Below are 22,073 nucleotides of genomic sequence, written 5' to 3'. Positions count from 1 at the left end.
ATGCCCAGTGGGTCAGGGGGTCCCGAGGCCGGCGAGGTAGGTGTCGAGCAGCCGGAAGCAGATCCGCTCCCAGGCAGCACCCGGCCGCCCCGGCTGCGCCAGCGTGGCGCCGAGCCAGGCGATGTCCGACACCGCCACGTCGCGTACGACGGTCCCGTCGGCCGCGCCCCGGTCCAGCACGTCGCGGATGGCCCGGTGCAGCTCGGCCTGCACCGCCCGGGCCGCCTTGCCGGGGACCGCGGGGCCGCCGGTGGAGGGCAGCACCATGTCGTCGCGGTCGGCGATGACGGCGCGCAGGAAGACCCGCAGGACCTCCGTCGCCGTGCCGCCGGCCTCGCGGGCGTGCGCGAGCCGGTCGACCATCAGCCGGAACGACCGCAGGGTCAGCTCCTCCAGCAGGTCGTCCCGCGTGGGGAAGTGCCGGTAGAGCGTCCCCACCCCCACGCCGGCCTCGGCCGCGATCGTGGCCATCGGCACCGCGAGACCCTCGCGGTGCAGCGCGGCGACGGCGGCCTCGACGACGCGCTCGCGGTTGCGGTGCGCGTCGCTGCGCAGCTCGCGGTGACCCGCGGCGCCCGTCTCGGCCATGGCCCCATTCAACCCCGACTCACGCTCGCCGGCCGCCCGGTGGAATAAGTGGACGGTTTCGTCCGCTTAGGACTAGCGTCAGCACCACTCACGCAGATCCCCGAGAAGGGCAGCACGCCATGAAGGCAGTTCGGTTCCACGAGTTCGGCGACCCGCAGGTCCTCCGCTACGAGGACGTCGACGCACCCGCCCCGGGTGCGGGCGAGGTCCTCCTCCGCGTCGCGGCGACGACGTTCAACTCCGTCGAGGGCAACATCCGTGCGGGCTACATGCAGGGCCCCATTCCGGTCTCGCTGCCGCACACGCCGGGCATCGACGTCGCCGGCACGGTCGACGCGCTGGGCGAGGGCGTCACCGGCTGGGCGGTCGGCGACCGCGTGATCGGCTTCCTCCCGATGGTCGGCGACGGTGCCGCCGCCGAGCTCGCCCTCGCGCCGGCCCAGGACCTGACGGCGGCTCCGCGCAGCATCCCGTTGACCGACGCCGCGGCCCTGCCGCTGGTGGGCCTGACCGCCTGGCAGGCGCTGTTCGAGCACGCGAAGCTCGAGGCCGGGCAGCGGATCCTGGTCAACGGCGCCAGCGGCGCCGTCGGCGGGTACGCCGTCCAGCTCGCGCACCAGGTCGGGGCCCACGTCGTCGCCACGGCCGACGCGGACCACCGCCAGCACGTCCTGGACCTCGGTGCTGACGAGGTCGTCGACCACACCTCCACCGACGTCGCCGCCGCGGTCGGCGAGCCGGTCGACGTCCTCCTCAACCTCGCGCCCGTCGACCCCGACACCTTCACGGCGCTGGCCGCCCGGGTCGCGGACGGCGGCGTGGTCGTCAGCACCACCGTCTGGATGCCGGCTCCCGGCGACGAGGCCCGCGGCGTGCGTGCCGTCGACCTCTACGTCCGCAGCGACGCCGACCAGCTCGCCGGGCTCGTGGCGCGCGTGGATCGCGGCGACCTCCGCGTCGACGTCGCCCACCGGGTGCCGCTGCAGGAGCTCGTGGACGTGCACGCGCAGGCAGCCGCGGGCACGCTCAGCGGCAAGGTCGTCGTGCTGGCCCCCGACGCCTGACCCTCAGACGTGCTGGAGGATCCGCCTGCGGTGCTCGTGGGCGGCGCCGAAGAGCTGGGCGGTGGCGTGGGCGCGCTTGAAGTAGAGCTGCGCGTCGTGCTCCCAGGTGATCGCGATCCCGCCGTGCAGCTGCACGGTCTCGGCCGCGACGGCGTTGAAGGCGTCGGTGCACCAGGCCTTGGCGAGCGAGGCCTGGAGGGAGAGGTCCGGGCTGTCCTGTGCGGCGGCCCAGGCGGCGGACCAGGACATCGAGCGAGCGGTCTCCACGGCTACCAGCATGTCGGCGGCCCGGTGCTTGAGGGCCTGGAAGGATCCCAGCGGCCGGCCGAACTGCTCGCGCTCCTTGAGGTAGGCCACGGTGCGGTCCATCGCGGCCTGGGCGCCGCCGACCTGCAGCGCGGTGACGGCCACGGTCGCGACGGCGCGCACGCGCTCGAGCGCCCCGGCGGCGTTCGTCGACAGCGCGGTCGCCGGTGCGGACTCGAGGCTCACCTCCGCGAGCTGCAGGGTGAGGTCCACGGCCGGGGTGGCGGTCCGGGTCACGCCGGCGGCCGCAGGGTCGACCTCGAAGAGGCCGAGGCTCGCGCCGGTGTCGGCGACCACGAGCAGCACGTCGGCGCCGGGCCCGTCGAGCACCAGGCTGGCGGTGCCGGTGAGGGTCCAGCCGTCGGCCTCGGTGGCGCGCACGTCGCTGGCGTCCGTGCGCCAACGTCCGCGGGCGTCGGCCCAGGCGAGGGCCGCGATCGTGGTGCCCTCGGCGATGCCGGGCAGCAGCCGCTCGCAGTCGGCGGGGCCTGCCGCGGCCAGGATCGCCTGCGCGGCGACGACCCCGGAGCCCAGCAGCGGCGAGGGGGTCAGTGACGCCCCGAGCTGCTCCAGGACCACGTGGGTCTCGAACAGCCCGAAGCCGGCGCCGCCGTACTCCTCGGGGACGGCGAGCGCCGCGACCCCGATCTGGCTGCTGAGGGTGCCCCAGAGCTCCTCGTCGTAGCCGCGCTCCGAGGCGGCGGCCGCGCGGACGTCGACGCTGCCGGCGCGGCGCTCGACCAGCCCGCGTACGGCGGCGGCCAGCTCCTCCTGCTCCTCGCTCAGCGCGAAACGCATCGTCAGGCTCCCGTCAGGCTGTCGAGGACGCGGGCCCGGTGGTGGGCCGGTGCGCCCCAGGCGCCCACCAGGGCCCGCACCTTCAGGATCCAGATGCTGAGGTCGAGCTCGAGGGTGTAGCCCACCGCGCCGTGCACCTGCAGGGCGGTGCGGGCGGCGAGGTGGGCGGCCTCGGAGGCGGCGACCTTCGCCGCGGAGACGTCGCGCGCGGCGACGTCCGAGCGGTCGCCGAGCTCGAGCGCGGCGCCGTGCACCAGCGGGCGGGCGAAGTCGAGGGCCACGCGCACGTCGGCCAGGGCGTGCTTGACCGCCTGGTACTCACCGATCGCGCGACCGAACTGGCGGCGCTGGCCGACGTAGGCGACCGCCTCGTCGAGCAGCCGCTGCCCCGCGCCGACCAGGACGGCCGAGGCGGCGAGGGCGGCGTGGTCCAGGGCCAGGTCGACGGTCGCCGGCGGCACCTGGCCGACGGGCTCGCCGGCGGTGACCGCCGCGAGCCGGCGCGCCGGATCGACGGAGGTGAGGGGTCGCTCCACGATCGCGTGCGACAGCGCGCCGTCGGCCAGCAGGAAGGTGTGCGAGGACTCCGCGTCGAGGGCGTACGGCGCGAGCGGCGGCGCCGCGACGCTCACCCGGGCCGCGCCCTCCGCCACCTGCTCGAGCAGCCCGTCCTGCGAGGTGCCGGCCAGGAGCAGGGGGGCCAGGGTGAGGGACTCGACGTACGGGCCGGGCGCGCCGTGGTAGCCGATCCGGTCAAGCGCGACGACGAGGTCGAGCGGCGAGCCGCCGATGCCGCCGAACTCCTCGGGGACGCCCAGGGCGGTGACCCCGAGCTCGCTGAGCCGGCCCCAGAGGGCCTCTCCGGCCGCGGTGTCCCCGCTCGCCCAGGCCCGGGTCGCGGCCGGGACGTCGGTGGCCGCGAGCAGGGCCTCGACCGCCTTGCCGAACGCCTGCTGCTCCTCCGAGAGGGCGAACCTCATGCTCCCGCCCTCCGGTTGTCGCCGCGGGGCAGGCCGAGCAGGCGCTCCGCGACGATGTTGCGCTGGATCTCGTTGGTGCCGGCGTAGATGGGGCCGCCCAGCGAGAAGAGGTAGTCGTCGACCCAGGCGCCGTCACGGGGCGCGCCCTCGCCGCGCAGCTCCTGCTCGGGTCCGAGCAGGTCGAGCGCGGTCTCGTGCAGGTCCACGTCGAGCTCGGACCAGAAGAGCTTGTTGACGCTGCCGTCGGCGCCCAGGTCGCCGCCGCCCTGGAGCCGGTCGACGGTGCCCCACGTGTAGAGCCGGTAGGCGTGCGCGCCGATCCAGGCGTCGACGACCCGGTCGGCCAGGTGCGGGGCGGAGGCGCCGCGCTCCTGCCACAGCGCGAGGAGCCGGTCGGCCGCGGCGAGGAACCGGCCGGGGGCCCGCAGCGAGAGCCCGCGCTCGTTGCCGGCGGTGCTCATCGCGACCCGCCAGCCGTCGCCCACGCCGCCCAGCACGTCGGCGTCGGGCACGAAGACGCCCTCGAAGAAGATCTCGGCGAAGCCCGCGTCGCCGTCGAGCTGGGCGATCGGACGCACCGTGACGCCGTCAGCGTCCAGCGGGAACAGGAAGTACGTCAGGCCGCGGTGCCGCTCGGCGTCCGGGTCGCTGCGGAAGAGCCCGAAGCCGCGGTCCGCGAACGGCGCGCGCGAGCTCCAGATCTTCTGGCCGTCGAGCACCCAGCCGCCGCGCTCGTCGTCGCGGGTGGCGCGGCTGCGGATGCCGGCGAGGTCGGAGCCGGCCTCGGGCTCGGACCAGGCCTGGGCCCACACCTCGGTGCCGTCGGTCATCGGCGGCAGGTAACACTGCTGCTGCTCGGGCGTGCCGTGCTCGAACAGGATGGGCGAGAGCAGCGAGATGCCGTTCTGGGCGATGCGCGTCGGGGCGCCGCTGCGGTAGTACTCCTCCTCGAAGATCACCCACTCGGTGAGCGAGGCGTCGCGCCCGCCGAGCTCCTCGGGCCAGCCCACGACCGACCAGCGGCCCTCCGCGAGGGTGCGCTCCCAGGCGCGGTGGGCGGCGGCGCCCTCGTCGGTGTCCATCGAGGGGAGGCGACCCGGGTGGTGCTCGGCCAGCCAGGCCCGGGCCTCCGCCCGGAAGGCGTCCTCGGACCGGCTGAACTCCAGACTCATCGCGGGCTCATGGCGCGGCCGTGTCCTGCTCGGTCATGCTCGGCACCGTACCAAACAAGTGCTTGGTTTGGTACGGTGCGAAGCATGGACCTGACCTACTCCGCGGCGGACGAGGCCTTCCGCGCGGAGGTGCGGTCCTGGCTCGAGGACAACCTCGTCGGGGAGTTCGCGGAGCTCAAGGGCCTGGGCGGCTCGGGCCGCGAGCACGAGGCCCACGCCGAGCGGCTCGCGTGGAACCAGCACCTGGCGAAGGCCGGGTGGACCTGCCTCGGCTGGCCCGAGGAGCACGGCGGTCGCGGCCTCAGCCTTTTCCAGCAGGTGATCTTCCACGAGGAGTACGCCCGCTCGGATGCCCCCGCGACGGTCAACCACCTCGGCGAGGAGCTGCTCGGCCCGACCCTGATCGCGCTCGGCACCGACGAGCAGCGCGCGCGCTTCCTGCCCGGCATCGTCGCCGTCACCGAGCTGTGGTGCCAGGGCTACTCCGAGCCGGGGGCCGGCTCCGACCTGGCCGGCGTGCGCACCAAGGCCCGCCTCGAGGGCGACCGCTGGGTCGTCGACGGCCAGAAGGTGTGGACCTCGCTCGCCCACCAGGCCGACTGGTGCTTCGTCCTGGCGCGTTCGGAGGCCGGCTCGCAGCGACACGCGGGACTGGCCTACCTGCTCGTGCCGATGGACCAGCCCGGCGTCGAGGTCCGCCCGATCCAGCAGCTGACCGGCACCTCGGAGTTCAACGAGGTGTTCTTCGACGGCGCCGAGACCGAGGCCGGGCTGGTCGTGGGGGAGCCGGGCGAGGGGTGGCGGGTCGCGATGGCCACGCTCGGCTTCGAGCGCGGCGTCTCCACGATCGGCCAGCAGGTCCGCTTCGCGCGCGAGCTCGACCGCGTCGTCGCCGAGGCCCGGCGCACCGGCGCCTTCGACGACCTGGTCATCGCCGACCGGATCGCGCAGGCCCGGCTGGGCCTCGAGGTCATGCGCACCCACGCGCTGCGCACGCTGAGCGCCTACGACTCCGGCTCGCAGGGCCCGGAGGCCTCGGTCTCCAAGCTGCTGTGGGCCCGGTGGCACCGCGAGCTCGGCGAGCTGGCGATGGACGTGCTCGGCGGCGAGGCGCTCACCGTCACCTCACCGCCGTACGGTCTGGGAGACCTGCAGACGCTCTTCCTGTTCAGCCGGGCCGACACGATCTACGGCGGCTCCGACGAGGTCCAGCGCAACATCATCGCCGAGCGTGTGCTCGGCCTACCGAAGGAGCCGCGAGGATGACCTCCCGCGCCGAGCAGCCCGCCCCCGACTACGTCCCCGGCCACGGCCTGCTCGCGGGCCGCACCGTCGTGGTGACCGCCGCCGCCGGCGCCGGCATCGGCGCGGCCGTGGCCCGCAAGGTCCTCGAGGAGGGTGCGAAGGCGGTCGTCCTCGGCGACACCCACGAGCGCCGCCTCGCGGAGGCGACCGACGCGCTGGGCGCGGAGTTCGGCGCGGAGCGGGTCACCTCGGTGCGCTGCGACGTGACGAAGGAGGAGGACGTCCAGGCGCTGCTCGACGCGGCGGAGCCCTTCGGCGGCGTCGAGGTGATGATCAACAACGCCGGCCTCGGCGGCACCGCCTCGGTGCTCGACATGACCGACGAGCAGTGGTCGCTGGTCCTGGACGTGACCCTCACCGGCACCTTCCGGTGCGTGCGCGCCGCGTCCCGGCGGATGATCGCCCACGGCACCCGCGGCGTGATCGTCAACAACGCCTCGGTCATCGGGTGGCGCGCCCAGGAGGGCCAGGCCCATTACGCCGCCGCCAAGGCCGGCGTCATGGCCCTGACCCGCAGCGCGGCGATGGACGTCGCCGAGCACGGCATCCGCGTCAACGCCGTCTCGCCCAGCCTCGCCATGCATCCCTTCCTCGCCAAGGTCACCAGCGACGAGCTGCTCGCCGAGCTCAAGGGCCGTGAGGCCTTCGGCCGCGCCGCCGAGCCCTGGGAGATCGCCAACGTCATGGTCTTCCTCGCCAGCGACTACTCGTCCTACCTCACCGGCGAGGTCGTCTCCGTCAGCAGCCAGCACGCATGACCGGCGCCCCGACCATCCCTGGAGGATCCCGTGCCTGAGGCCTACATCGTCGACGCCGTGCGCACGCCCGTCGGCCGCCGCGGCGGCGGCCTGGCCGGCGTCCACTCCGCCGACCTGGGCGGCCACGCGCTGGGCGCGCTCATGCGCCGCAGCGGCGTGGACCCCGGCGCCGTCGACGACGTGATCCTGGGCTGCTGCGACACGATCGGCTCCCAGGCCGGGGACGTCGCGAGGACCGCCTGGCTCGTCGCCGGACTGCCCGAGCACGTCCCCGGGGTGACCATCGACCGGCAGTGCGGCTCGAGCCAGCAGGCCGTCCACTTCGCCGCCCAGGGCGTCATGTCCGGGACCGCCGACCTGATCGTCGCCGGCGGAGTGCAGAACATGTCGGCCATCCCGATCTCCTCGGCCATGGTCGTGGGGCAGCCGTTCGGCTTCTCCACGCCGTTCGCGGAGTCGCCCGGCTGGGTGGCGCGCTACGGCGACCAGGAGGTCTCGCAGTTCCGCTCGGCGCAGATGATCGCCGAGAAGTGGGACATCAGCCGCGAGGACATGGAGGCCTACGCCTACGAGAGCCACCGCCGCGCGATCACGGCGATCGACGAGGGGCGCTTCGACCGTGAGATCGAGCCGCTGGGGGACGTCGCCGTCGACGAGGGACCCCGCCGCGACACCAGCCTCGAGAAGATGGCCGGGCTCAGGCCGCTGGAGGAGGGTGGGCGGATCACGGCCGCCGTGGCGTCGCAGATCTCCGACGCCGCCAGCGCGATGCTGATCGCCTCCGAGCGGGCCGTGGCCGACCACGGCCTCACGCCGCGGGCGCGCGTGCACCACCTGAGCGTGCTCGCCGACGACCCGGTGTGGATGCTGACCGGGCCGATCCCCGCGACCCGACGGGCGCTGGCGAAGACCGGCATGAGCATCGACGACATCGACCTCTTCGAGGTCAACGAGGCGTTCGCCTCGGTCGTGCTGGCGTGGGCCGAGGAGACCGGCGCGGACCCGGCCAGGACCAACGTCAACGGCGGCGGCATCGCGCTCGGCCACCCCATCGGGGCCACGGGCACCCGGCTGATGACCACCATGCTGCACGAGCTCGAGCGCACCGGCGGCCGCTACGGCCTGCAGGTGATGTGCGAGGGCGGGGGCCAGGCCAACGTCACGATCATCGAGCGTCTCTGAGAGGACGCTCGGGGTGCCGGGGCCGACCGGTGGGCCGGCCCCGGCGTGGGTCTCAGCCCTCCGAGACGAGCCGCTTCAGCGCGGCGGCCGGCTTGAACGCGGGCGCGGTGCTGGCCGCGATCTCCATCGTCTCGCCGGTCTGGGGGTTGCGGCCGGTGCGCGCGGCGCGCTGGCGGGTCTCGAAGATGCCGAAGCCCGAGACGGTCACCTTGTCGCCGGCGGCGAGGCTCGAGGAGATGGCGCCGAAGGCGGCGGTGATCGCGCGGTCGGCGTCGGCGGCGCTCAGGCCGGTCTCGGTCGCGACGGCTTCACGCAGTTCGTTGCGGTTCATGTGTGCTCCTTTGTGCGGGCGTTCCCGCGGTGGGGTCGCGCCCCCTCGACGGGGGACGGGGTCGTGCGGCGCGCAACCCTACCCGCGCTGAGGTCCGTTCTCATTAGCAGGGCTCGTTAGCCGGGTGGCTGGCGAGCTCTCGACGTGGCGCAGTCGGCCACCGCTCGCCGGGCGCTAGATTGAGAAGCGTTCGCAGGTCCGTCGTCGATGGGCCACCGTCGACCTCGTTGAGAGTGGAGCCCATGGCTGCAGGGAGTGCCGACACCGACCCGTCGCGCGTGGTGCGCTCGACGCGTCAGCGACGCGCGATCGAGGACGTCCTGGCGTCCTCGGACGACTTCCGCAGCGCCCAGGACGTGCACGAGCTGCTGCGGCGGGCCGGCGAGCGGGTCGGGCTGGCCACGGTCTACCGCGCCCTCCAGGCCATGGTCGACTCCGGTGAGCTGGACGTCCTCAAGACCGACGCGGGCGAGGCGGTCTACCGCCGCTGCGGCGCCTCGCACCACCACCACCTGGTCTGCCGGCAGTGCGGACGCACGGTGGAGATCACGGGCCCGACCGTCGAGCGCTGGGCCACGTCCGTGGCCGAGAAGCACGGCTACGAGGACGTGCGCCACACGCTCGAGCTGTTCGGGGTCTGCACGCCCTGCCAGGAGAGCTCGGGCCTGGAGGAGTCGGGCTCCTGAGCCCTCACTCGTACTCGTAGCGCGGAGCCTCCACGGTCGTCACGTCCTCGGCGTCGACCGCCGGAGCCGTGTCCTCCTCGGTCCCGGATCCGTCGACCCAGGTCCCGGTCACGCGGACCCACTGGTCGCGAGGCGGCGCGTCCGCGCCCCGGACGACGACCCGGGTCACGGTGGCGTCGGCGGCGCAGCAGTTGATGCCCAGGCGGGTGACGTACCAGTGGCCGTCCTCGTCCAGGCTCACGAAGCCCACGAGGCTGACCCGGCGCTCCGGGAGCGAGACGCCCTGGTCGTAGACCGCACGCACGAAGAACTCGGTCACGCCCATCTCGACCGGGTCCTCGTCGGGCAGCGGCGCCAGCATCGAGTCCAGCTGGCCGCTGCTCGGCGGCGGGGCCTCGGTGGCACGCTCGGCGAGGAACGCGCCCAGGGCCGGAGGGGAGACGAAGAAGATGACCAACGGAGGCAGGAACAGCAGCCACGCCGCCCTCGGGACCCGGTGGGCGACGTCCTCCCGGTCCTCGTCGCCGTCCGACTCGGACCGAGGGTCGCGCGAGGAGGTGACCAGGTCGGAGACCGACAGCAGCACCAGGACCACCCCGCAGAGCAGGACCGGCCACCGCATCCAGGTGTTGACGTAGCGCAGGTAGGTGTCGTCGACGGTGATCCGGATCAGCACGGCGCCGACCAGCGTCAGCAGGACGCCCTGCGTCGCCCGGGTCACAGGAGCCACCAGCCGATCGCGCAGCCCGAGCCGACGGCGACGGTGAGGACGAGCGGGACGAACCGCAGCGCGAAGGCGCGGCCGAACTGTCCGGCCTCCATCGACGCGAGCTTGATGTCCATCGCCGGGCCCACGACCATGAAGACCAGCGTGGCCGTGTCGGAGAACGCCGTGAGGCTCGCCGCGACGAAGGCGTCGGCCTCGGAGCAGAGGGCGACGACGAACGCGAAGGCCGCCATCGTCACGATCGCCAGCAGGACGTGCCCCGCGACGCCGTCGACGACGTGGCGGGGCACGAAAGTATTGACCGCGGCGGCGAGCATCGCCCCGAGGACGAGGAAGCCGGCGGCGTGGACGAAGTCGTGGCGCACGTTGTCGAGGAACCGCTGCGTGGCGCCGGCCCCGTGGGCGTGAGCAGCGCGGGGGTTGAGCAGCGGGACCCTCCCGCCGAGGCGCAGCCACAGCCAGCCGACCAGCACCGAGGTGAGCAGCGAGGCGACGAACCGCGCCAGCACCACCTCGGGGCGGCCGGGGAACGCGACGGCCGTGGACACGAGCACGACCGGGTTGACCGCCGGTGCGGCGAGCAGGAAGGTCAGGGCGACCGCCGGTGCCACGCCGCGGCTCATCAGGCTGCTGGCGACCGGGACGGACGCGCACTCGCAGCCGGGCAGCGCGATGCCCGCCAGGCCGGCGACGGGGACGGCGAGCGCCGGGTTCGACGGGATCATCCGGCGTACGACCCGCTCGGACAGCACGGTCGCGATCACCGAGGCCAGCAGGACGCCGCCCACGAGGAACGGCGTCGACTGCACGACGATGGCCACGAAGATCGTGCCCCAGGTCGACAGGGCCGCGTGGTCCACGTGGCTCACCAGCAGTCGCTGACAGGCCAGCAGCACGATGACGACGCCGAAGACGACCCACATCTGACTCAGGGAGTCGTCCGGGCGTCGCCGGGTGTCGGCGGATGCGTCGATATCTGCCTCCGGTGGCTAACTCAGAATGACGATCATTCTCGTTAGCAGTCTGCACCGCAGGCAGGCTGCTGCGGCGCGAACACGCCGTCGGCAGCGTGCCTGCCTCGGGACGTCCTCGGAAGCGTCTCTGGGTCGAAGACGCGAGCGCCCCCGCCGGAGCTCCGGCGGGGGCGTTCGGTGCGGGTGGCCAGGGGCGGGGTCGAACCGCCGACCTTCCACTTTTCAGGCGGACGCTCGTACCAACTGAGCTACCTGGCCATCACCGGGGACCATCCCGGACGGCGACGAGCATACACAGCAACGGGGCCACGGGAGGCATCGGGACGGGCGAGCGGCTCTGGCCGTCGCGGGCCGTCACCGCGCACGCCGGGTGCCGCGATGGACGTGTCGCTGAGGCGATCCGCCGTCGCGCGGGGCTAGCCTCGAGCTGCGTCAGGACATACTTGACGCGGTGGAGTGGGGAGTGGACATGAAGCGCATCAGATTCTCGGTGGCACGCGTCATCCTGCGGGTCCAGGGTCGGGGGGTCACCGCCGGCTACTACTGGGGTTGAGGTCATCGGCGCGCGTCCTCCGGGGCCAGCCGGTCGGTTCCTGTCCGGCAACCTGCAGGACTACGAGGAGGACCGGCTCGGCTTCCTGGCGTCGGTCCACCGCAGCTACCCGGGACTGGCGACGTTCGACCGGCGCACGACCGTGGTCACCGACGGCGGGCTGGCCCGAGTGGTGCTCACCGACCGACGGTTCGGCGTCCGGGAGGACTTCCTCCAGCGGCGGCTCCCGGCTGCGGTCGCCGAGGGCGTCATCGCGTCGCGTCGCCACCTCAACCCCGGGCTGCGCCCGAGCGCCGTCGCACCGCTGCGGACCGTGGTCAGCGCACTCACGAGGCGCGAGCTGCTCGGGGGGCTCGCGCCGGGTCGCAGCCTGCCCTTCGACCCGCTGCCGGCCCTGGAGCGGGTGACCTCGCGGGCGATGGCCCGGCACACCTTCGGTCCCGGCGCCGACGCGGTCGCCGGCTCCGCCTCGGACCTGCTCGAGGCGCTGTCCGCGATGATCGGGAACCCCTTCGCCCTCCCGGCCAACCGCGTCACCCCGGCCCGCCGGAGGATCCTGCGCCACTACGAGCACACGATGGGACTCGTCCGGGCGCTCCTGCGCTCGCGCATGGAGGACCCCGACGCCTTCCCCGACCACGCCGCGCAGGTGGCTCGCGGCTTCGACGCCGCTCGGCTCGAGGAGTGCGCCCACATGCTCGTGGGCGCGTTGCTCGCCGCCGACCGCGTGCCCGGCGCCGCGGCGGCCTGGATGCTGCTGTGCCTCAGCGACCACGCCCCTCAGGCCGAGCGGCTGGAGCCGGAGGCGGCCCTGTTCGCCCAGCACCTCGAGGACGGGCAGGCGCCACCGCTGTCCTCCTACCCACGGGCGGTGGCCTTCGTGCGCGAGGTCCTTCGCCTCCATCCCCCCACCTGGCTGATCACCCGCACGGCCACCGGCCCGGTGGGGCTCGGCGGCTACGAGTTCAGCGCGGGCCACACGTTCATGCTCAGCCCCTACGCACTGCAGCGCGACGAGCGGGTGCTGGACGACGCGTCGCGGTTCCGTCCCGAGCGCTGGGCGACGTCGGCACCCCCGGGCTTCTTCCTGCCCTTCGGGCAGGGGCTGCACCGGTGCCCGGGGCAGCACTTCGCGCTGTCGCTGCTCGTCAGCATCCTGCTGACGGTCGTCCACGAGGTCCGCGTGTCCCGCGCTCCGGGGACGGTCACCGCCGACCCCCGCACGACGCTGCTGCCCGTGGGGCTCGCGGTGACGCTGCAGCCGCGCTCGGCGCGGTCAGGCCGAGGCGTCGCGGCGGCGGCTGGTGGAGGTGGTGGAGAACCGCTCCCACGCTGCCTGGCGTGACACGCCGAGCGCCTTGCCGATCTCGGCCCAGGACAGCTTGCGCCGGCGCAGGAGCTCGACCCACTCGCCGGCGAAGGCGGTGTTCTGCTCGGCCGACCTCAGCACCAGCGTGAACGTGTGCAGGAGGTCGGCGTCGGACATCTCGTCCCACACGGGCCGGGTCTGGGCCGCCACGCGGCTCTCGGAGCTGATGTCCTGGTGGAAGTACTCGATGCACTCGAAGCAGATCATCGCGCCCAGCCCGCCGGCCAGCCTGTTCTTCCGGCTGCCCGGCTTGCCGCAGAAGGAGCAGATCTTGCCCTCGAGCGTCGCGTCCATCTGGGTGCTCCTTCTCCTCGGCGCGGCCGGCCGGTGGCTCCCGGCATGCGCCGAGGCTACCGCCGACGTCGCGTCCCGGGCAGGTCGTCGCCGCGTCCTCTGGCCCCGCGGTGCCCGGTGTGCGCTTTGGAGAGCGTCGAGAACCGGCCCTATGCTGAGCGCGCGGTCTGGCCCCCATCGTCTAGCGGCCTAGGACGTCGCCCTTTCACGGCGGTAGCACGGGTTCGAATCCCGTTGGGGGTGCCACTGCGAGCAGCCGGAACGACCCGGACCCCCGGATTGGGACGTGCTCGCGTGGATGGGTTAGGGTTTCACCGCTTCGGCCGAGCCGGAGCGAGAGCACCAGATCCAGCACAACCTGGCCCCGTAGCGCAGTTGGTTAGCGCGCCGCCCTGTCACGGCGGAGGCCGCGGGTTCGAGTCCCGTCGGGGTCGCCACTAGACGCCCCGGACCACCACGGTCCGGGGCGTCCGTGCTTCTCCAGGCGTAGGCGGCGTGGGCCGCTCGGGCACAATGGCCGGGTGCCGATCGCGATGGAGCCCGAGCGTTTCGACGAGCTCGTGGACCAGGCGCTGGACGGGATCCCCGACGAGCTGGCCGCGCTGGTGCGCAACGTCGTGGTGCTCGTCGAGGAGGAGCCGCCGGAGGGCGAGCCCGACGACCTGCTCGGCCTCTACGACGGCGTCGCCCTGACCGAGCGCCAGTGGATGCCCGGGGTGGACCTGCCCGACCGCATCTTCATCTTCCGCGGTCCGCTGCTCGACATGTGCGCCGACGAGGCCGAGCTGGTCGAGGAGGTGCGGATCACCGTCGTGCACGAGGTGGCGCACCACTTCGGCATCGACGACGAGCGCCTGCACGAGCTCGGCTACGCCTGAGCGAGCCAGAACCCCAGCCCGCAGGCGGCCAGGGCCACGACGACCGTGCCGGCGGCGTACGCCGCTCCGCGCCTGCCCAACGCCTGGGTCTGCACCGCGAAGGCGCTGTAGGTCGTGAGGCCGCCGCAGAAGCCGGTGCCGAGCAGGGCCAGGGCCGCGCCGTCCAGCGCGAGGCCGGAGAGGACGCCGAGCAGGAACGAGCCGACGACGTTGACGAGCAGCGTGCCCAGCGGCAGCTCACGGTCGAGGCGCCGTCCGACGAGGAACCGCAGCACGGCGCCCACGCCACCACCGAGCGCCACCAGGAGCGCGGTCACCGGTCGTCCTCGCGGGAGACGGCGAGCCGGGACGCCAGGGCCACGGCGACCAGGGAGGCCGCGAGCGTGCCCAGCAGGTACGCCGCGGCGAGCGCGGGCCGCCCCTGGTCCAGCAGGTGGCGGCTCTGCTCGGAGGTCGCCGACAGGGTCGTGTAGCCGCCGAGCAGGCCGGGGCCGAGCGCGGTGGCCACCACCCGCGAGCGCCGTACGGCGCGCAGTGCGGGCAGCAGCGCGAGCGTCCCCGCGCCGGAGACGTTGATCGCGAGCGTGGTCCAGGGGAAGCCGGAGCCGTCGGGGGCCAGCTCGCCCAGCGCGTAGCGCAGCAACGCGCCGAGCGCCCCGCCGATCGCCACCGCGCCGAGCAGGCGCGGCAGCGGGGGAGTCACGACAGCGAAGTCTGCCGCACCGAGTCCTCCGGGGCGCCGACCCACGGCAGCGGCTCCTCGCCGTTGGCCTGGCGGACGAACTCCCCGAGGAACCACTCCTGGAAGCGCTGCTGCTCCACGGTGCGCGCGAGCGACAGCAGCCGCTCCTCCCGGCAGAAGGCGTCGGCCAGGTCGAGCAGCTCGATGAAGCGGCCGATGACGTCCGCGGACGCGGCGTCCATGACGACGTGGACGTCGGTGGTGCTGCTGCCGGCCTCGAGAGCCGCCTCGATCTGGTCCAGGCCCATGCCGTCGTGCAGGGGCTGCTCGAGTGCGCCGAAGAGGTCGGAGAGGCTCTTGGCGAGCGGGTAGTCGGCCTCGTGCGCCAGGGCCAGCAGCCGGACCTCCCGGCGCAGCTCGCGGTAGTGGCGGTGGAAGCCGACGTAGGACTTCAGCGGCACGTCGCGGATCTCGAACTCGATCATCCCCGGGGCGTCGGCCCGCGGGCGGGTCTCGCTCACCACGCCGGTGATGACCCCCTCGACGCCGTCGTCCTCGGAGAACTCCGGCGCGGGGTTGAACCAGACGATCTTGCCGTCGTCCTCGATCTCGGCGCCCCACGCCTCCGAGCTGCGGGCCACGATGCTCAGCCCACGCCCGAACGTCAGCAGGAGGTCGTCCTCGTCGGTCGGCTCGACGGTGGAGGGCAGCAGCGGCGGCACGGTCGAGCCGTCGCGCACCTCGACCCGGGGGTGCTCCCAGGTGCCGCGCACCCGCACCTGGATCGGGGGCGCGCCGTGCAGCAGCGCGTTGGTCACCAGCTCGGAGACGCCCAGCTCGGCGCACTCGACGAGGTCGGCTCGACCGATGTCATGGCAGGTGTCGACCACCCAACGGCGTGCGTCTTGCACGCCTCGGGGTCCGGAGCCCAAGGACAGGGCAGGCCGGTTCAACGGCACGTGTTATCTCCGACGGGATCATGGGCAGGCTCAGGCCATTGTCGGCTCGTCTACCCCCGGGTTTCCGGCACCAAACCTGTGTCGTTGAAAAATCCTCCAACGAGGTACCGGTGGTCTAGCGCGCTCGTCGTCGTGGGCGGTGCGGCACCCGGGCCGGGCTATTCCCCGAGCCGCTGTGACGATCCGGACGCGGTCCGGATTCGCACCAGCGGCAGCGCGGCGGGACAATGGAGACAGCACAGCGACCGAAGGGATGAGCCACATGGACACGGCATCGACACAGGAGGCCGGCACCCGACGCCACCAGGTCGTCGTGGTGGGGTCCGGCTTCGGCGGGCTCTTCGGCACCAAGGCGCTGCGCCGCGCCGACGTGGACATCACGATGGTCGCCAAGACCACGCACCACCTCTTCCAGCCCCTGCTCTACCAGGTCGCGACGGGGATCCTCTCCCAGGGCGAGATCGCACCCCCGACGCGTGAGGTGCTGAGCGGCCAGGACAACGTCCAGGTCCTGCTCGGCGAGGTCACCGGCATCGACCTCGAGCGCCAGGTCGTCACCTCCCACGTCCTGGGCCGCGACTCGACGATCGCCTACGACTCCCTCATCGTGGCGGCCGGCGCGGGCCAGTCCTACTTCGGCAACGACCAGTTCGCCGAGTACGCCCCCGGCATGAAGAGCATCGACGACGCCCTCGAGCTGCGCGGCCGGATCTTCGGCGCCTTCGAGATGGCCGAGCTCGGCGCCAAGCGCGGCGACAACGTCGACCACCTGCTCACCTTCGTGGTCGTGGGCGCCGGCCCGACCGGCGTAGAGATGGCCGGCCAGATCGCCGAGCTCGCCCACCGCACGCTCAAGCGCGACTTCCGCGCCATCAACACCCGCTCGGCCCGCGTGGTCCTCCTCGACGCGGCGCCGCAGGTGCTGCCGCCGTTCGGCGCCAAGCTCGGCGCCTGGACGTCGCGCGAGCTCGAGAAGCTCGGCGTCGAGGTCCAGCTGGGCGCGATGGTCACCGACGTCGACGAGCGCGGGCTCGAGGTCAAGTACAAGGACGGGCGCACCGAGCGCATCAACACCGTCACCAAGATCTGGGCCGCCGGCGTGCAGGCCAGCCCGCTGGGCAGGACGCTGGCCGAGCAGAGCGGCGCGCCGCTCGACCGCGCCGGCCGCATCGGCGTCAACCCCGACCTCACGCTGCCGGGCCACCCCGAGGTCTTCGTCGTCGGCGACATGATCGCCCTCGACAACCTCCCGGGAGTCGCCCAGGTGGCGATCCAGGGCGCCAAGTACGCCGCCAAGGAGATCGACGGGCGCCTCAAGGGCAAGCCCGCCCAGCCCCCCTTCAAGTACCGCGACAAGGGGTCGATGGCGATCATCAGCCGCTTCCGTGCGGTCGCCATGGTCGGCAAGCTGCGCCTCACCGGCATCATCGCCTGGCTGATGTGGCTGGCCGTGCACCTCGTCTACATCACCGGCTTCAAGAACCGCGTCACCGCCGTCCTGCACTGGTTCGTCTCGTTCCTCGGCCGCGGCCGCTCCGAGCGCACCACCACCGAGCAGCAGATCTTCGCCCGGGCGGCGCTGGGCCGGCTGCGGCGCGGCGCCACCGACCTGGTCTCCGCGCCCGGCGCCTACGACGCCGCGCGGGAGCTGCTCGACGAGAGCCGTCGCCACGAGCTGGAGCAGCAGGCCATCGAGGAGGCCCGGCTCAGCGACGCCGGCGAGCGGGGCGTCAAGACCGGCGAGCGGGTCTGAGCCTCACTCGACGTACCGGGCTCACTCGAAGTACTGGGGCGTCGGGCGGTCCTCGCCGCTCTGCTCCTGGTGGCGCGCGATCGCCTCGCGCGCCCACCGCGGCAGGATGAAGACGCCCTCCGCCTCGACCGTCACGCCCTCGGGGCCGAGGATGTGCCCCTTGGCCCACGTCTTGATCCCCTCGCTGCGGTCGATCCAGGCCTCGGCGCGCAGGTCGCCCAGCGGCGTGGCCTGCCGGTAGCGCAGCGTGAGGGTGCCGGTCATCCCCGGCTTGCCACCCGCACCGGCGGCCTCGCCGAGCATCTGGTCCAGGATCATCGCCGAGACTCCGCCGTGCACCAGGCCGGGCGGGCCCTCGTAGGCGGCACCGAGGTGGAAGTCCGACCACGCGTTGCCCTGGTCGTCGTGGTCGACCACCAGCGGCGGCGCCGCGGCGTTGCGCAGCCCGACCACCGTGTTGCCCCACGGGCGCCCGCGCCCCTCGGCGCCGAACCGCACGCCGTACGGGCCGTCGAGCTGGCTCGACCGCAGGCGCGCCACGACCGCCTCGATGTCGGCCTGCGCCCGGCGTACCTCCTCGTCGTCGACCGTCGTGCGGATCGCGGCGTCGAGCAGCTCGCGCACCGACTGCGTGAACGGCCCGTAGAGCGCCCGCTGCCGCTCGATCTCGGCGGGGTCGAGGTCGTCCTTCACGTATCCGGTCACCGCCGGAGTTTAGAACACGTTCCACTTTAGGATGGGGTCATGACCGCGCTCGCCGTCCCCGACGTCCGGCTTCACGAGAGCTGGGCGGCCGCGGTGCGCGACTTCGGCGACGAGACGATGCACGGCTCGGGCGACTGGCACGTCCCCGGCGGGTGGCGCGACCTGACCGAGGCCGGCTGCCGTGCCGTGGTCCAGTGGCTGCGGCGGTCGGGCGACCCGGCCGCGCCGGTGGGTGACGGGCTCGTGCACTGCGACTTCCGCTGGATCACCGCCGGCGACCCCGAGGAGGTCGTCGGCTTCCTCGCGGTGCGGCACCGGCTGACCCCCTGGCTCCTCGACCAGGGCGGCCACATCGGCTACTCGGTGCGCCCCTCGCGGCGCCGCGAGGGGCACGCGTCGCGCGCGCTCGTCCTCGGCGTACGCCGGGCGGCCGAGCTCGGCCTGGACCGGGTGCTCGTCACCTGCGACGACGACAACGTGGGCTCGCGCCGCACCATCGAGGCCGCGGGCGGCCGCTACGAGGACACCCGGGGCGTCAAGCGGCGCTACTGGATCGACACCGCCGCCGGAGGAGCTCAGGACTTGTAGGCCTGCACGCACTTGTCGAACGGGTCGTCGTTCTTCAGGAGGTTGTCGACGAAACCGTCCAGGGTGCACTGGAGCCTGGCCTGGGCGTCGGTGAGGATCGCGTCGACCGGCGGGATCGAGGTCGACGGGAGCGGCGGGACGGTGACCGGCGGGAGCTGGGGCGCCTGCGTCGGGACGCTCGGCGCCGGGTTGCTGCCGCCACCCGTAGGCGGCTGGGGGGCCACCGGCTGGGTCGGCGGGGCCGTCGGGGTCGGGGTCGGCTTGGAGCCGCGACCGCCGTTGCCGAGGCCGGCGCCGTTGCCCTGGCCGCCGCCACCCCCGCCGGTGTAGCTGGGCTGCGGGACGATGTAGCCCGCGGCGGAGGTGGAGTTGGGCACCGAGGTGTAGTCGCCGGACATGTAGGCGTCCATGATCGACAGCACCAGGTCGACGTAGGCCGTCGAGTGGTTGTAGCGGTAGACCGCGGCGCGCTGGCCGGTCAGGGCCGCGAGGTCGTCGTCGCCCGAGCAGAGGTAGACCGCGGTGGCGAGCGCCGCGTCGTCGATGTCCTGCGGGTTGCGCTCGGCGTCACCGTCGGCGTCGACGCCGACCACCGACCAGGTGGACGGGATGAACTGCATCGGGCCGATCGCCCGGTCGTAGGCCTGGTCGTTGTCGTAGAGGCCGGCGTCGGTGTCGCGGATGACTGCGGTCTTGTTCTTGCCGTCGAGGGCGATGCCGTAGATGCCGGGCGTGGCGACGCCGTCGTCGTTGAGCGTGTTGCCGCCGAAGCGACCGTGGTTGGACTCGACACGGCCGATCGCGGCGACCAGCTGCCAGGGGAGGTGGCAGGACTCGTCGGCGGAGTTGATGACCTGCTCGGCGCGCATGTAGGCGGCCAGGGCGGCCGAGGGGATGCCGTTGGTGGAGGAGCTCGCGATGACCTGCGCGGCGTTGCCGTCGACCGCGCCCATGCCCGCGCCCGTCGTCACCGAGGCGGGGGCCTCGATCGCCTCGGTCGGCACGGTGGTGCCGTCGGGCAGCGCGGCAGCCTCGGGCGAGCTGGAGGCGGAGACTTCTGCGGGACCGATGCCGGCGAGGCTGGCGGTCCAGGCGGCCGAGAGCAGGGCGAGCGGCAGGATCGCCGCGGCCTTCTGCGCGCGACCGAATCGCTTGGACATGTTCTCTCCCCTTGGTTGCAGCCATGCTTCCCACCAGCATGCTGTTCCAACCCAACGAATGTTGTCACACCCCGTTACGCGCGGGGGAGCATTCGGTGGACCGGAGACGCCGATGGCACCCGAGCCCTGGGACGAGTATGCGCTTCGGCGGCGCTGCCGTACACCCGGGGGAGTGGTCCTCGTCACACTCCGGTGCGGCGGGGCCGGTGGCCGATTGCCCGGGCGTTGGTCGCCTCGGCGACAATGGTGGGGTGACCTCTCCCGACCCGGCCCCCGAGTCCGCCGCGCTGTTCGCGCGGGCGCGCGCGGTGACCCCCGGCGGGGTCAACTCCCCGGTGCGCGCCTTCAACGCCGTCGGTGGGACCCCTCGGTTCATCCGTTCCGCCGCCGGCGCGTGGCTGACCGACGTCGACGGTCACGAGTACGTCGACCTGATCTGCTCGTGGGGCCCGATGCTGCTCGGGCACGCCCATCCCGAGGTGCAGGCCGCGGTCATGGCCGCGGTCGCGCGCGGCACGTCCTACGGCACGCCCACGGAGCCGGAGGTCCTGCTGGCCGAGGAGATCGTCGCGCGGGCTCCCGTCGAGCGGGTCCGCTTCGTCTCCTCCGGCACCGAGGCGACGATGTCGGCGATCCGGCTGGCCCGCGGCTTCACCGGGCGCGACGTGGTCGTGAAGTTCGCCGGCTGCTACCACGGGCACGTCGACTCCCTCCTGGCCTCGGCCGGCTCCGGGCTGGCGACGTTCGCGACGCCGGGCACCCCCGGCGTGCCCGCCTCCTCGACCGAGCTCACGCTGGTGCTGCCCTACAACGACCGTGCCGCCGTGGAGCAGGTGTTCGCCGAGCACGGCGACCGGATCGCGTGCCTGGTCACCGAGGCTGCGCCCGGCAACATGGGCGTGGTTCCGCCCGAGCCGGGCTTCAACCGCTTCCTCGCCGAGACCTGCACCCGCCACGGGGCGCTGTTCGTCAGCGACGAGGTCATGACCGGCTTCCGGGCGACCCGCCAGGGCCAGTGGGGCCTCGACGGCGCCGTCGAGGGCTGGCGGCCCGACCTGGTGACGTTCGGCAAGGTCATGGGCGGCGGCTTCCCGGCCGCGGCCTTCGGCGGACGGGCCGACGTCATGGCGCGGCTCTCGCCCGAGGGCCCCGTCTACCAAGCGGGCACGCTGTCGGGCAACCCGGTCGCGACCACCGCCGGGCTGACCACGCTGCGCCTGGCCACCGACGAGGTCTACGCCCACATCGGCTCCGCCGCCGACACGATCAAGTCCGCGGCGGCCGAGGCCCTGACCGCGGCCGGCGTGCCCCACGTCGTGCAGAGTGCGGGCACCATGTTCTCGGTGTTCTTCACGGACCCGGCCGACGGGGCGGTGCGCGACTTCGCGGCCGCCTCGCGCACCGACGCGGTGGCCTACGCCGCCTTCTTCCACGCCATGCTCGACCGCCACGTCTACCTCCCGCCGTCGGCGTACGAGGCGTGGTTCCTGTCCTCCGCCCACGACGAGCGCGCCGTCCAGACCGTGCTCGACGCCCTCCCGCACGCCGCCGCCGCGGCCGCCGCCTCGCAAGGAAGCCGATGAGCCAGACACCCGACACCATCGTCCACCTCATGCGCCACGGGGAGGTCTACAACCCCGACGGCGTGCTCTACGGGCGCCGGGACGGCTTCCACCTCTCCGAGCTCGGACGGCAGATGGCCCAGAAGGTCGCCGACTCCGTCAAGGACCGCGACATCGTGCACCTGCGGGTCTCGCCGCTGGAGCGCGCCCAGGAGACGGCCGCGCCGCTGGCGACGCTCAGGGGGCTCGACATCGTCACCGACGAGCGGATCATCGAGTCGACCAACGTCTTCGAGGGCAAGCGCTTCGGCGAGGGTGACGGCACCCTGAAGAACCCGCGGAACTGGCGCTACCTCTACAACCCGTGGAAGCCGTCCTGGGGCGAGCCCTACCGCGACGTCGTGGTGCGGATGATGTCCGCGGTGCGCGACGCTCGCGAGGCCGCAGCGGGCCACGAGGCCGTCCTGGTCTCTCACCAGCTGCCGATCTGGATCACCCGGCTGCACGCGGAGAAGCGGTCGTTCCTGCACGACCCGCGCAAGCGCCAGTGCACGCTGACCTCGCTGACGTCGCTGCACTTCGTGGGCGACCGGCTCACGCAGGTCTCCTACAGCGAGCCGGCGGGCGACCTGATCCCCGTCGCGGACAAGAAGGCGCCGTTCTCCGCCGGCGGTGCCCGCCAGGAGCACCGGCCCTGAC

Annotated in this window: 24 protein-coding genes and 3 tRNA genes; 13 read left to right on the top strand and 14 right to left on the bottom strand. The window is 73.3% G+C overall.

The annotated features are described in order from the left end of the window. Positions 1-12 precede the first annotated feature (12 nt). Positions 13-588, bottom strand: a complete 576-nt coding sequence (locus E4622_RS10745; RefSeq protein WP_134740179.1) for a TetR/AcrR family transcriptional regulator — start codon at positions 586-588, stop codon at positions 13-15. Between the two features lie 119 nt (positions 589-707). Between E4622_RS10745 and E4622_RS10740 the strand changes: the two genes are divergently transcribed. Further along, positions 708-1,652, top strand: a complete 945-nt coding sequence (locus tag E4622_RS10740) for an NADP-dependent oxidoreductase (protein ID WP_134740178.1) — start codon at positions 708-710, stop codon at positions 1,650-1,652. A 3-nt stretch (positions 1,653-1,655) separates the two neighbouring features. On the opposite strand, the gene E4622_RS10735 is transcribed toward E4622_RS10740, so the two are convergent. From E4622_RS10735 to E4622_RS10725, 3 genes are read right to left on the bottom strand one after another with little or no spacing between them, the layout of a single operon-like run. Beyond that, positions 1,656-2,756, bottom strand: a complete 1,101-nt coding sequence (locus tag E4622_RS10735; protein ID WP_134740177.1) for an acyl-CoA dehydrogenase family protein — start codon at positions 2,754-2,756, stop codon at positions 1,656-1,658. Positions 2,757-2,758: 2 nt separating this feature from the next. Continuing rightward, positions 2,759-3,736 (bottom strand): acyl-CoA dehydrogenase family protein, encoded by a 978-nt coding sequence (locus E4622_RS10730; RefSeq protein ID WP_134740176.1) that lies wholly within the window; start codon positions 3,734-3,736, stop codon positions 2,759-2,761. Continuing rightward, positions 3,733-4,908, bottom strand: coding sequence for an acyl-CoA dehydrogenase family protein (locus E4622_RS10725; RefSeq protein ID WP_134740175.1), 1,176 nt, complete (start codon positions 4,906-4,908; stop codon positions 3,733-3,735). The genes E4622_RS10730 and E4622_RS10725 overlap by 4 nt, the downstream gene beginning before the upstream one ends. 84 nt (positions 4,909-4,992) lie before the next feature. Here E4622_RS10725 and E4622_RS10720 point away from each other — a divergent pair, with 84 nt between their 5' ends. Genes E4622_RS10720 through E4622_RS10710 form a run of 3 tightly spaced genes read left to right on the top strand, consistent with a single transcriptional unit; the run spans position 4,993 to position 8,153 of the window. Further along, on the top strand, positions 4,993-6,174 hold the full coding sequence (locus E4622_RS10720) for an acyl-CoA dehydrogenase family protein (protein WP_134740174.1): 1,182 nt from the start codon (positions 4,993-4,995) through the stop codon (positions 6,172-6,174). Then, entirely contained in the window at positions 6,171-6,971 is an 801-nt protein-coding gene (locus E4622_RS10715) for an SDR family oxidoreductase (protein ID WP_134740173.1), read from the top strand. Before E4622_RS10720 ends, E4622_RS10715 begins: the two co-directional genes overlap by 4 nt. A gap of 30 nt (positions 6,972-7,001) precedes the next feature. Further along, positions 7,002-8,153 carry an acetyl-CoA C-acetyltransferase gene (locus tag E4622_RS10710; protein ID WP_134740172.1) on the top strand — a complete coding sequence of 384 codons (1,152 nt, stop codon included), beginning with the start codon at positions 7,002-7,004 and terminating at the stop codon, positions 8,151-8,153. Between the two features lie 52 nt (positions 8,154-8,205). Here E4622_RS10710 and E4622_RS10705 read toward each other — a convergent pair whose 3' ends face one another. Then, positions 8,206-8,484, bottom strand: a complete 279-nt coding sequence (locus E4622_RS10705) for an HU family DNA-binding protein (RefSeq protein WP_134740171.1) — start codon at positions 8,482-8,484, stop codon at positions 8,206-8,208. A gap of 242 nt (positions 8,485-8,726) precedes the next feature. Here E4622_RS10705 and E4622_RS10700 point away from each other — a divergent pair, with 242 nt between their 5' ends. Next, positions 8,727-9,170 (top strand): Fur family transcriptional regulator, encoded by a 444-nt coding sequence (locus E4622_RS10700; RefSeq protein WP_134740170.1) that lies wholly within the window; start codon positions 8,727-8,729, stop codon positions 9,168-9,170. Between the two features lie 4 nt (positions 9,171-9,174). On the opposite strand, the gene E4622_RS10695 is transcribed toward E4622_RS10700, so the two are convergent. The 3 genes from E4622_RS10695 to E4622_RS10685 form a co-directional block, all read right to left on the bottom strand. Then, complete coding sequence (locus tag E4622_RS10695; protein ID WP_134740169.1) at positions 9,175-9,900, bottom strand: TIGR03943 family protein; 726 nt, start codon at positions 9,898-9,900, stop codon at positions 9,175-9,177. Then, positions 9,888-10,820, bottom strand: coding sequence for a permease (locus E4622_RS10690; protein WP_134740168.1), 933 nt, complete (start codon positions 10,818-10,820; stop codon positions 9,888-9,890). The genes E4622_RS10695 and E4622_RS10690 overlap by 13 nt, the downstream gene beginning before the upstream one ends. Positions 10,821-11,055: 235 nt before the next feature. After that, positions 11,056-11,129, bottom strand: a tRNA-Phe gene (locus E4622_RS10685). A 437-nt stretch (positions 11,130-11,566) separates the two neighbouring features. On the opposite strand from E4622_RS10685, the gene E4622_RS10680 reads away from it, so the two are divergent. Next, positions 11,567-12,769: a cytochrome P450 gene (locus E4622_RS10680; RefSeq protein WP_134740167.1), complete on the top strand. Its 1,203-nt coding sequence runs from the start codon at positions 11,567-11,569 to the stop codon at positions 12,767-12,769. Here E4622_RS10680 and E4622_RS10675 read toward each other — a convergent pair. Continuing rightward, entirely contained in the window at positions 12,701-13,087 is a 387-nt protein-coding gene (locus E4622_RS10675) for a ClpX C4-type zinc finger protein (RefSeq protein ID WP_134740166.1), read from the bottom strand. The two genes, E4622_RS10680 and E4622_RS10675, sit on opposite strands and share 69 nt — an antisense overlap. A gap of 170 nt (positions 13,088-13,257) precedes the next feature. On the opposite strand from E4622_RS10675, the gene E4622_RS10670 reads away from it, so the two are divergent. The 3 genes from E4622_RS10670 to E4622_RS10660 all read left to right on the top strand — a co-directional run bounded on the left by E4622_RS10670 (position 13,258) and on the right by E4622_RS10660 (position 13,965). Further along, positions 13,258-13,333, top strand: a tRNA-Glu gene (locus E4622_RS10670). A gap of 114 nt (positions 13,334-13,447) precedes the next feature. Continuing rightward, a tRNA-Asp gene (locus E4622_RS10665) sits at positions 13,448-13,524 on the top strand. Positions 13,525-13,608: 84 nt separating this feature from the next. Then, on the top strand, positions 13,609-13,965 hold the full coding sequence (locus E4622_RS10660; protein ID WP_134740165.1) for a metallopeptidase family protein: 357 nt from the start codon (positions 13,609-13,611) through the stop codon (positions 13,963-13,965). Here E4622_RS10660 and E4622_RS10655 read toward each other — a convergent pair. From E4622_RS10655 to E4622_RS10645, 3 genes are read right to left on the bottom strand one after another with little or no spacing between them, the layout of a single operon-like run. Then, complete coding sequence (locus E4622_RS10655; RefSeq protein WP_134740164.1) at positions 13,956-14,282, bottom strand: CrcB family protein; 327 nt, start codon at positions 14,280-14,282, stop codon at positions 13,956-13,958. The genes E4622_RS10660 and E4622_RS10655 overlap by 10 nt on opposite strands. Then, the gene (locus E4622_RS10650; protein WP_134740163.1) at positions 14,279-14,668 is read right to left on the bottom strand and encodes a CrcB family protein; all 390 of its coding nucleotides are present in this window, start codon (positions 14,666-14,668) and stop codon (positions 14,279-14,281) included. The genes E4622_RS10655 and E4622_RS10650 overlap by 4 nt, the downstream gene beginning before the upstream one ends. Next, complete coding sequence (locus E4622_RS10645) at positions 14,665-15,537, bottom strand: ATP-binding protein (RefSeq protein ID WP_245155979.1); 873 nt, start codon at positions 15,535-15,537, stop codon at positions 14,665-14,667. The genes E4622_RS10650 and E4622_RS10645 overlap by 4 nt, the downstream gene beginning before the upstream one ends. A gap of 331 nt (positions 15,538-15,868) precedes the next feature. Between E4622_RS10645 and E4622_RS10640 the strand changes: the two genes are divergently transcribed. Beyond that, on the top strand, positions 15,869-17,359 hold the full coding sequence (locus E4622_RS10640; protein WP_209021868.1) for an NAD(P)/FAD-dependent oxidoreductase: 1,491 nt from the start codon (positions 15,869-15,871) through the stop codon (positions 17,357-17,359). Between the two features lie 21 nt (positions 17,360-17,380). On the opposite strand, the gene E4622_RS10635 is transcribed toward E4622_RS10640, so the two are convergent. Continuing rightward, positions 17,381-18,064, bottom strand: a complete 684-nt coding sequence (locus E4622_RS10635) for a PaaI family thioesterase (RefSeq protein ID WP_134740160.1) — start codon at positions 18,062-18,064, stop codon at positions 17,381-17,383. 39 nt (positions 18,065-18,103) lie between these two features. On the opposite strand from E4622_RS10635, the gene E4622_RS10630 reads away from it, so the two are divergent. After that, complete coding sequence (locus tag E4622_RS10630; protein WP_209021867.1) at positions 18,104-18,652, top strand: GNAT family N-acetyltransferase; 549 nt, start codon at positions 18,104-18,106, stop codon at positions 18,650-18,652. On the opposite strand, the gene E4622_RS10625 is transcribed toward E4622_RS10630, so the two are convergent. After that, positions 18,640-19,812: a lytic transglycosylase domain-containing protein gene (locus tag E4622_RS10625; protein WP_134740159.1), complete on the bottom strand. Its 1,173-nt coding sequence runs from the start codon at positions 19,810-19,812 to the stop codon at positions 18,640-18,642. The genes E4622_RS10630 and E4622_RS10625 overlap by 13 nt on opposite strands. A 251-nt stretch (positions 19,813-20,063) precedes the next feature. On the opposite strand from E4622_RS10625, the gene hemL reads away from it, so the two are divergent. Next, entirely contained in the window at positions 20,064-21,395 is a 1,332-nt protein-coding gene (gene hemL, locus E4622_RS10620) for a glutamate-1-semialdehyde 2,1-aminomutase (RefSeq protein ID WP_245155978.1), read from the top strand. After that, the gene (locus tag E4622_RS10615) at positions 21,392-22,072 is read left to right on the top strand and encodes a histidine phosphatase family protein (protein WP_134740157.1); all 681 of its coding nucleotides are present in this window, start codon (positions 21,392-21,394) and stop codon (positions 22,070-22,072) included. The genes hemL and E4622_RS10615 overlap by 4 nt, the downstream gene beginning before the upstream one ends. Position 22,073: the final 1 nt, after the last annotated feature.

This window comes from Nocardioides sp. 503, from assembly GCF_004522095.1.
Lineage (GTDB): Bacteria > Actinomycetota > Actinomycetes > Propionibacteriales > Nocardioidaceae > Nocardioides.
This window is presented reverse-complemented; position numbering and strand designations above follow the sequence as displayed.

Coding starts and splice junctions, on each gene's coding strand:
- E4622_RS10725 (WP_134740175.1), bottom strand. CDS start 4,908: ATGAGTCTGGAGTTCAGCCGGTCCGAGGACGCCTTCCGGGCGGAGGCC.
- E4622_RS10700 (WP_134740170.1), top strand. CDS start 8,727: ATGGCTGCAGGGAGTGCCGACACCGACCCGTCGCGCGTGGTGCGCTCG.
- E4622_RS10625 (WP_134740159.1), bottom strand. CDS start 19,812: ATGTCCAAGCGATTCGGTCGCGCGCAGAAGGCCGCGGCGATCCTGCCG.
- E4622_RS10690 (WP_134740168.1), bottom strand. CDS start 10,820: ATGTGGGTCGTCTTCGGCGTCGTCATCGTGCTGCTGGCCTGTCAGCGA.
- E4622_RS10730 (WP_134740176.1), bottom strand. CDS start 3,736: ATGAGGTTCGCCCTCTCGGAGGAGCAGCAGGCGTTCGGCAAGGCGGTC.
- E4622_RS10735 (WP_134740177.1), bottom strand. CDS start 2,756: ATGCGTTTCGCGCTGAGCGAGGAGCAGGAGGAGCTGGCCGCCGCCGTA.
- E4622_RS10720 (WP_134740174.1), top strand. CDS start 4,993: ATGGACCTGACCTACTCCGCGGCGGACGAGGCCTTCCGCGCGGAGGTG.
- E4622_RS10615 (WP_134740157.1), top strand. CDS start 21,392: ATGAGCCAGACACCCGACACCATCGTCCACCTCATGCGCCACGGGGAG.
- E4622_RS10630 (WP_209021867.1), top strand. CDS start 18,104: ATGACCGCGCTCGCCGTCCCCGACGTCCGGCTTCACGAGAGCTGGGCG.
- E4622_RS10715 (WP_134740173.1), top strand. CDS start 6,171: ATGACCTCCCGCGCCGAGCAGCCCGCCCCCGACTACGTCCCCGGCCAC.
- E4622_RS10675 (WP_134740166.1), bottom strand. CDS start 13,087: ATGGACGCGACGCTCGAGGGCAAGATCTGCTCCTTCTGCGGCAAGCCG.
- E4622_RS10640 (WP_209021868.1), top strand. CDS start 15,869: ATGGACACGGCATCGACACAGGAGGCCGGCACCCGACGCCACCAGGTC.
- E4622_RS10740 (WP_134740178.1), top strand. CDS start 708: ATGAAGGCAGTTCGGTTCCACGAGTTCGGCGACCCGCAGGTCCTCCGC.
- E4622_RS10705 (WP_134740171.1), bottom strand. CDS start 8,484: ATGAACCGCAACGAACTGCGTGAAGCCGTCGCGACCGAGACCGGCCTG.
- E4622_RS10745 (WP_134740179.1), bottom strand. CDS start 588: ATGGCCGAGACGGGCGCCGCGGGTCACCGCGAGCTGCGCAGCGACGCG.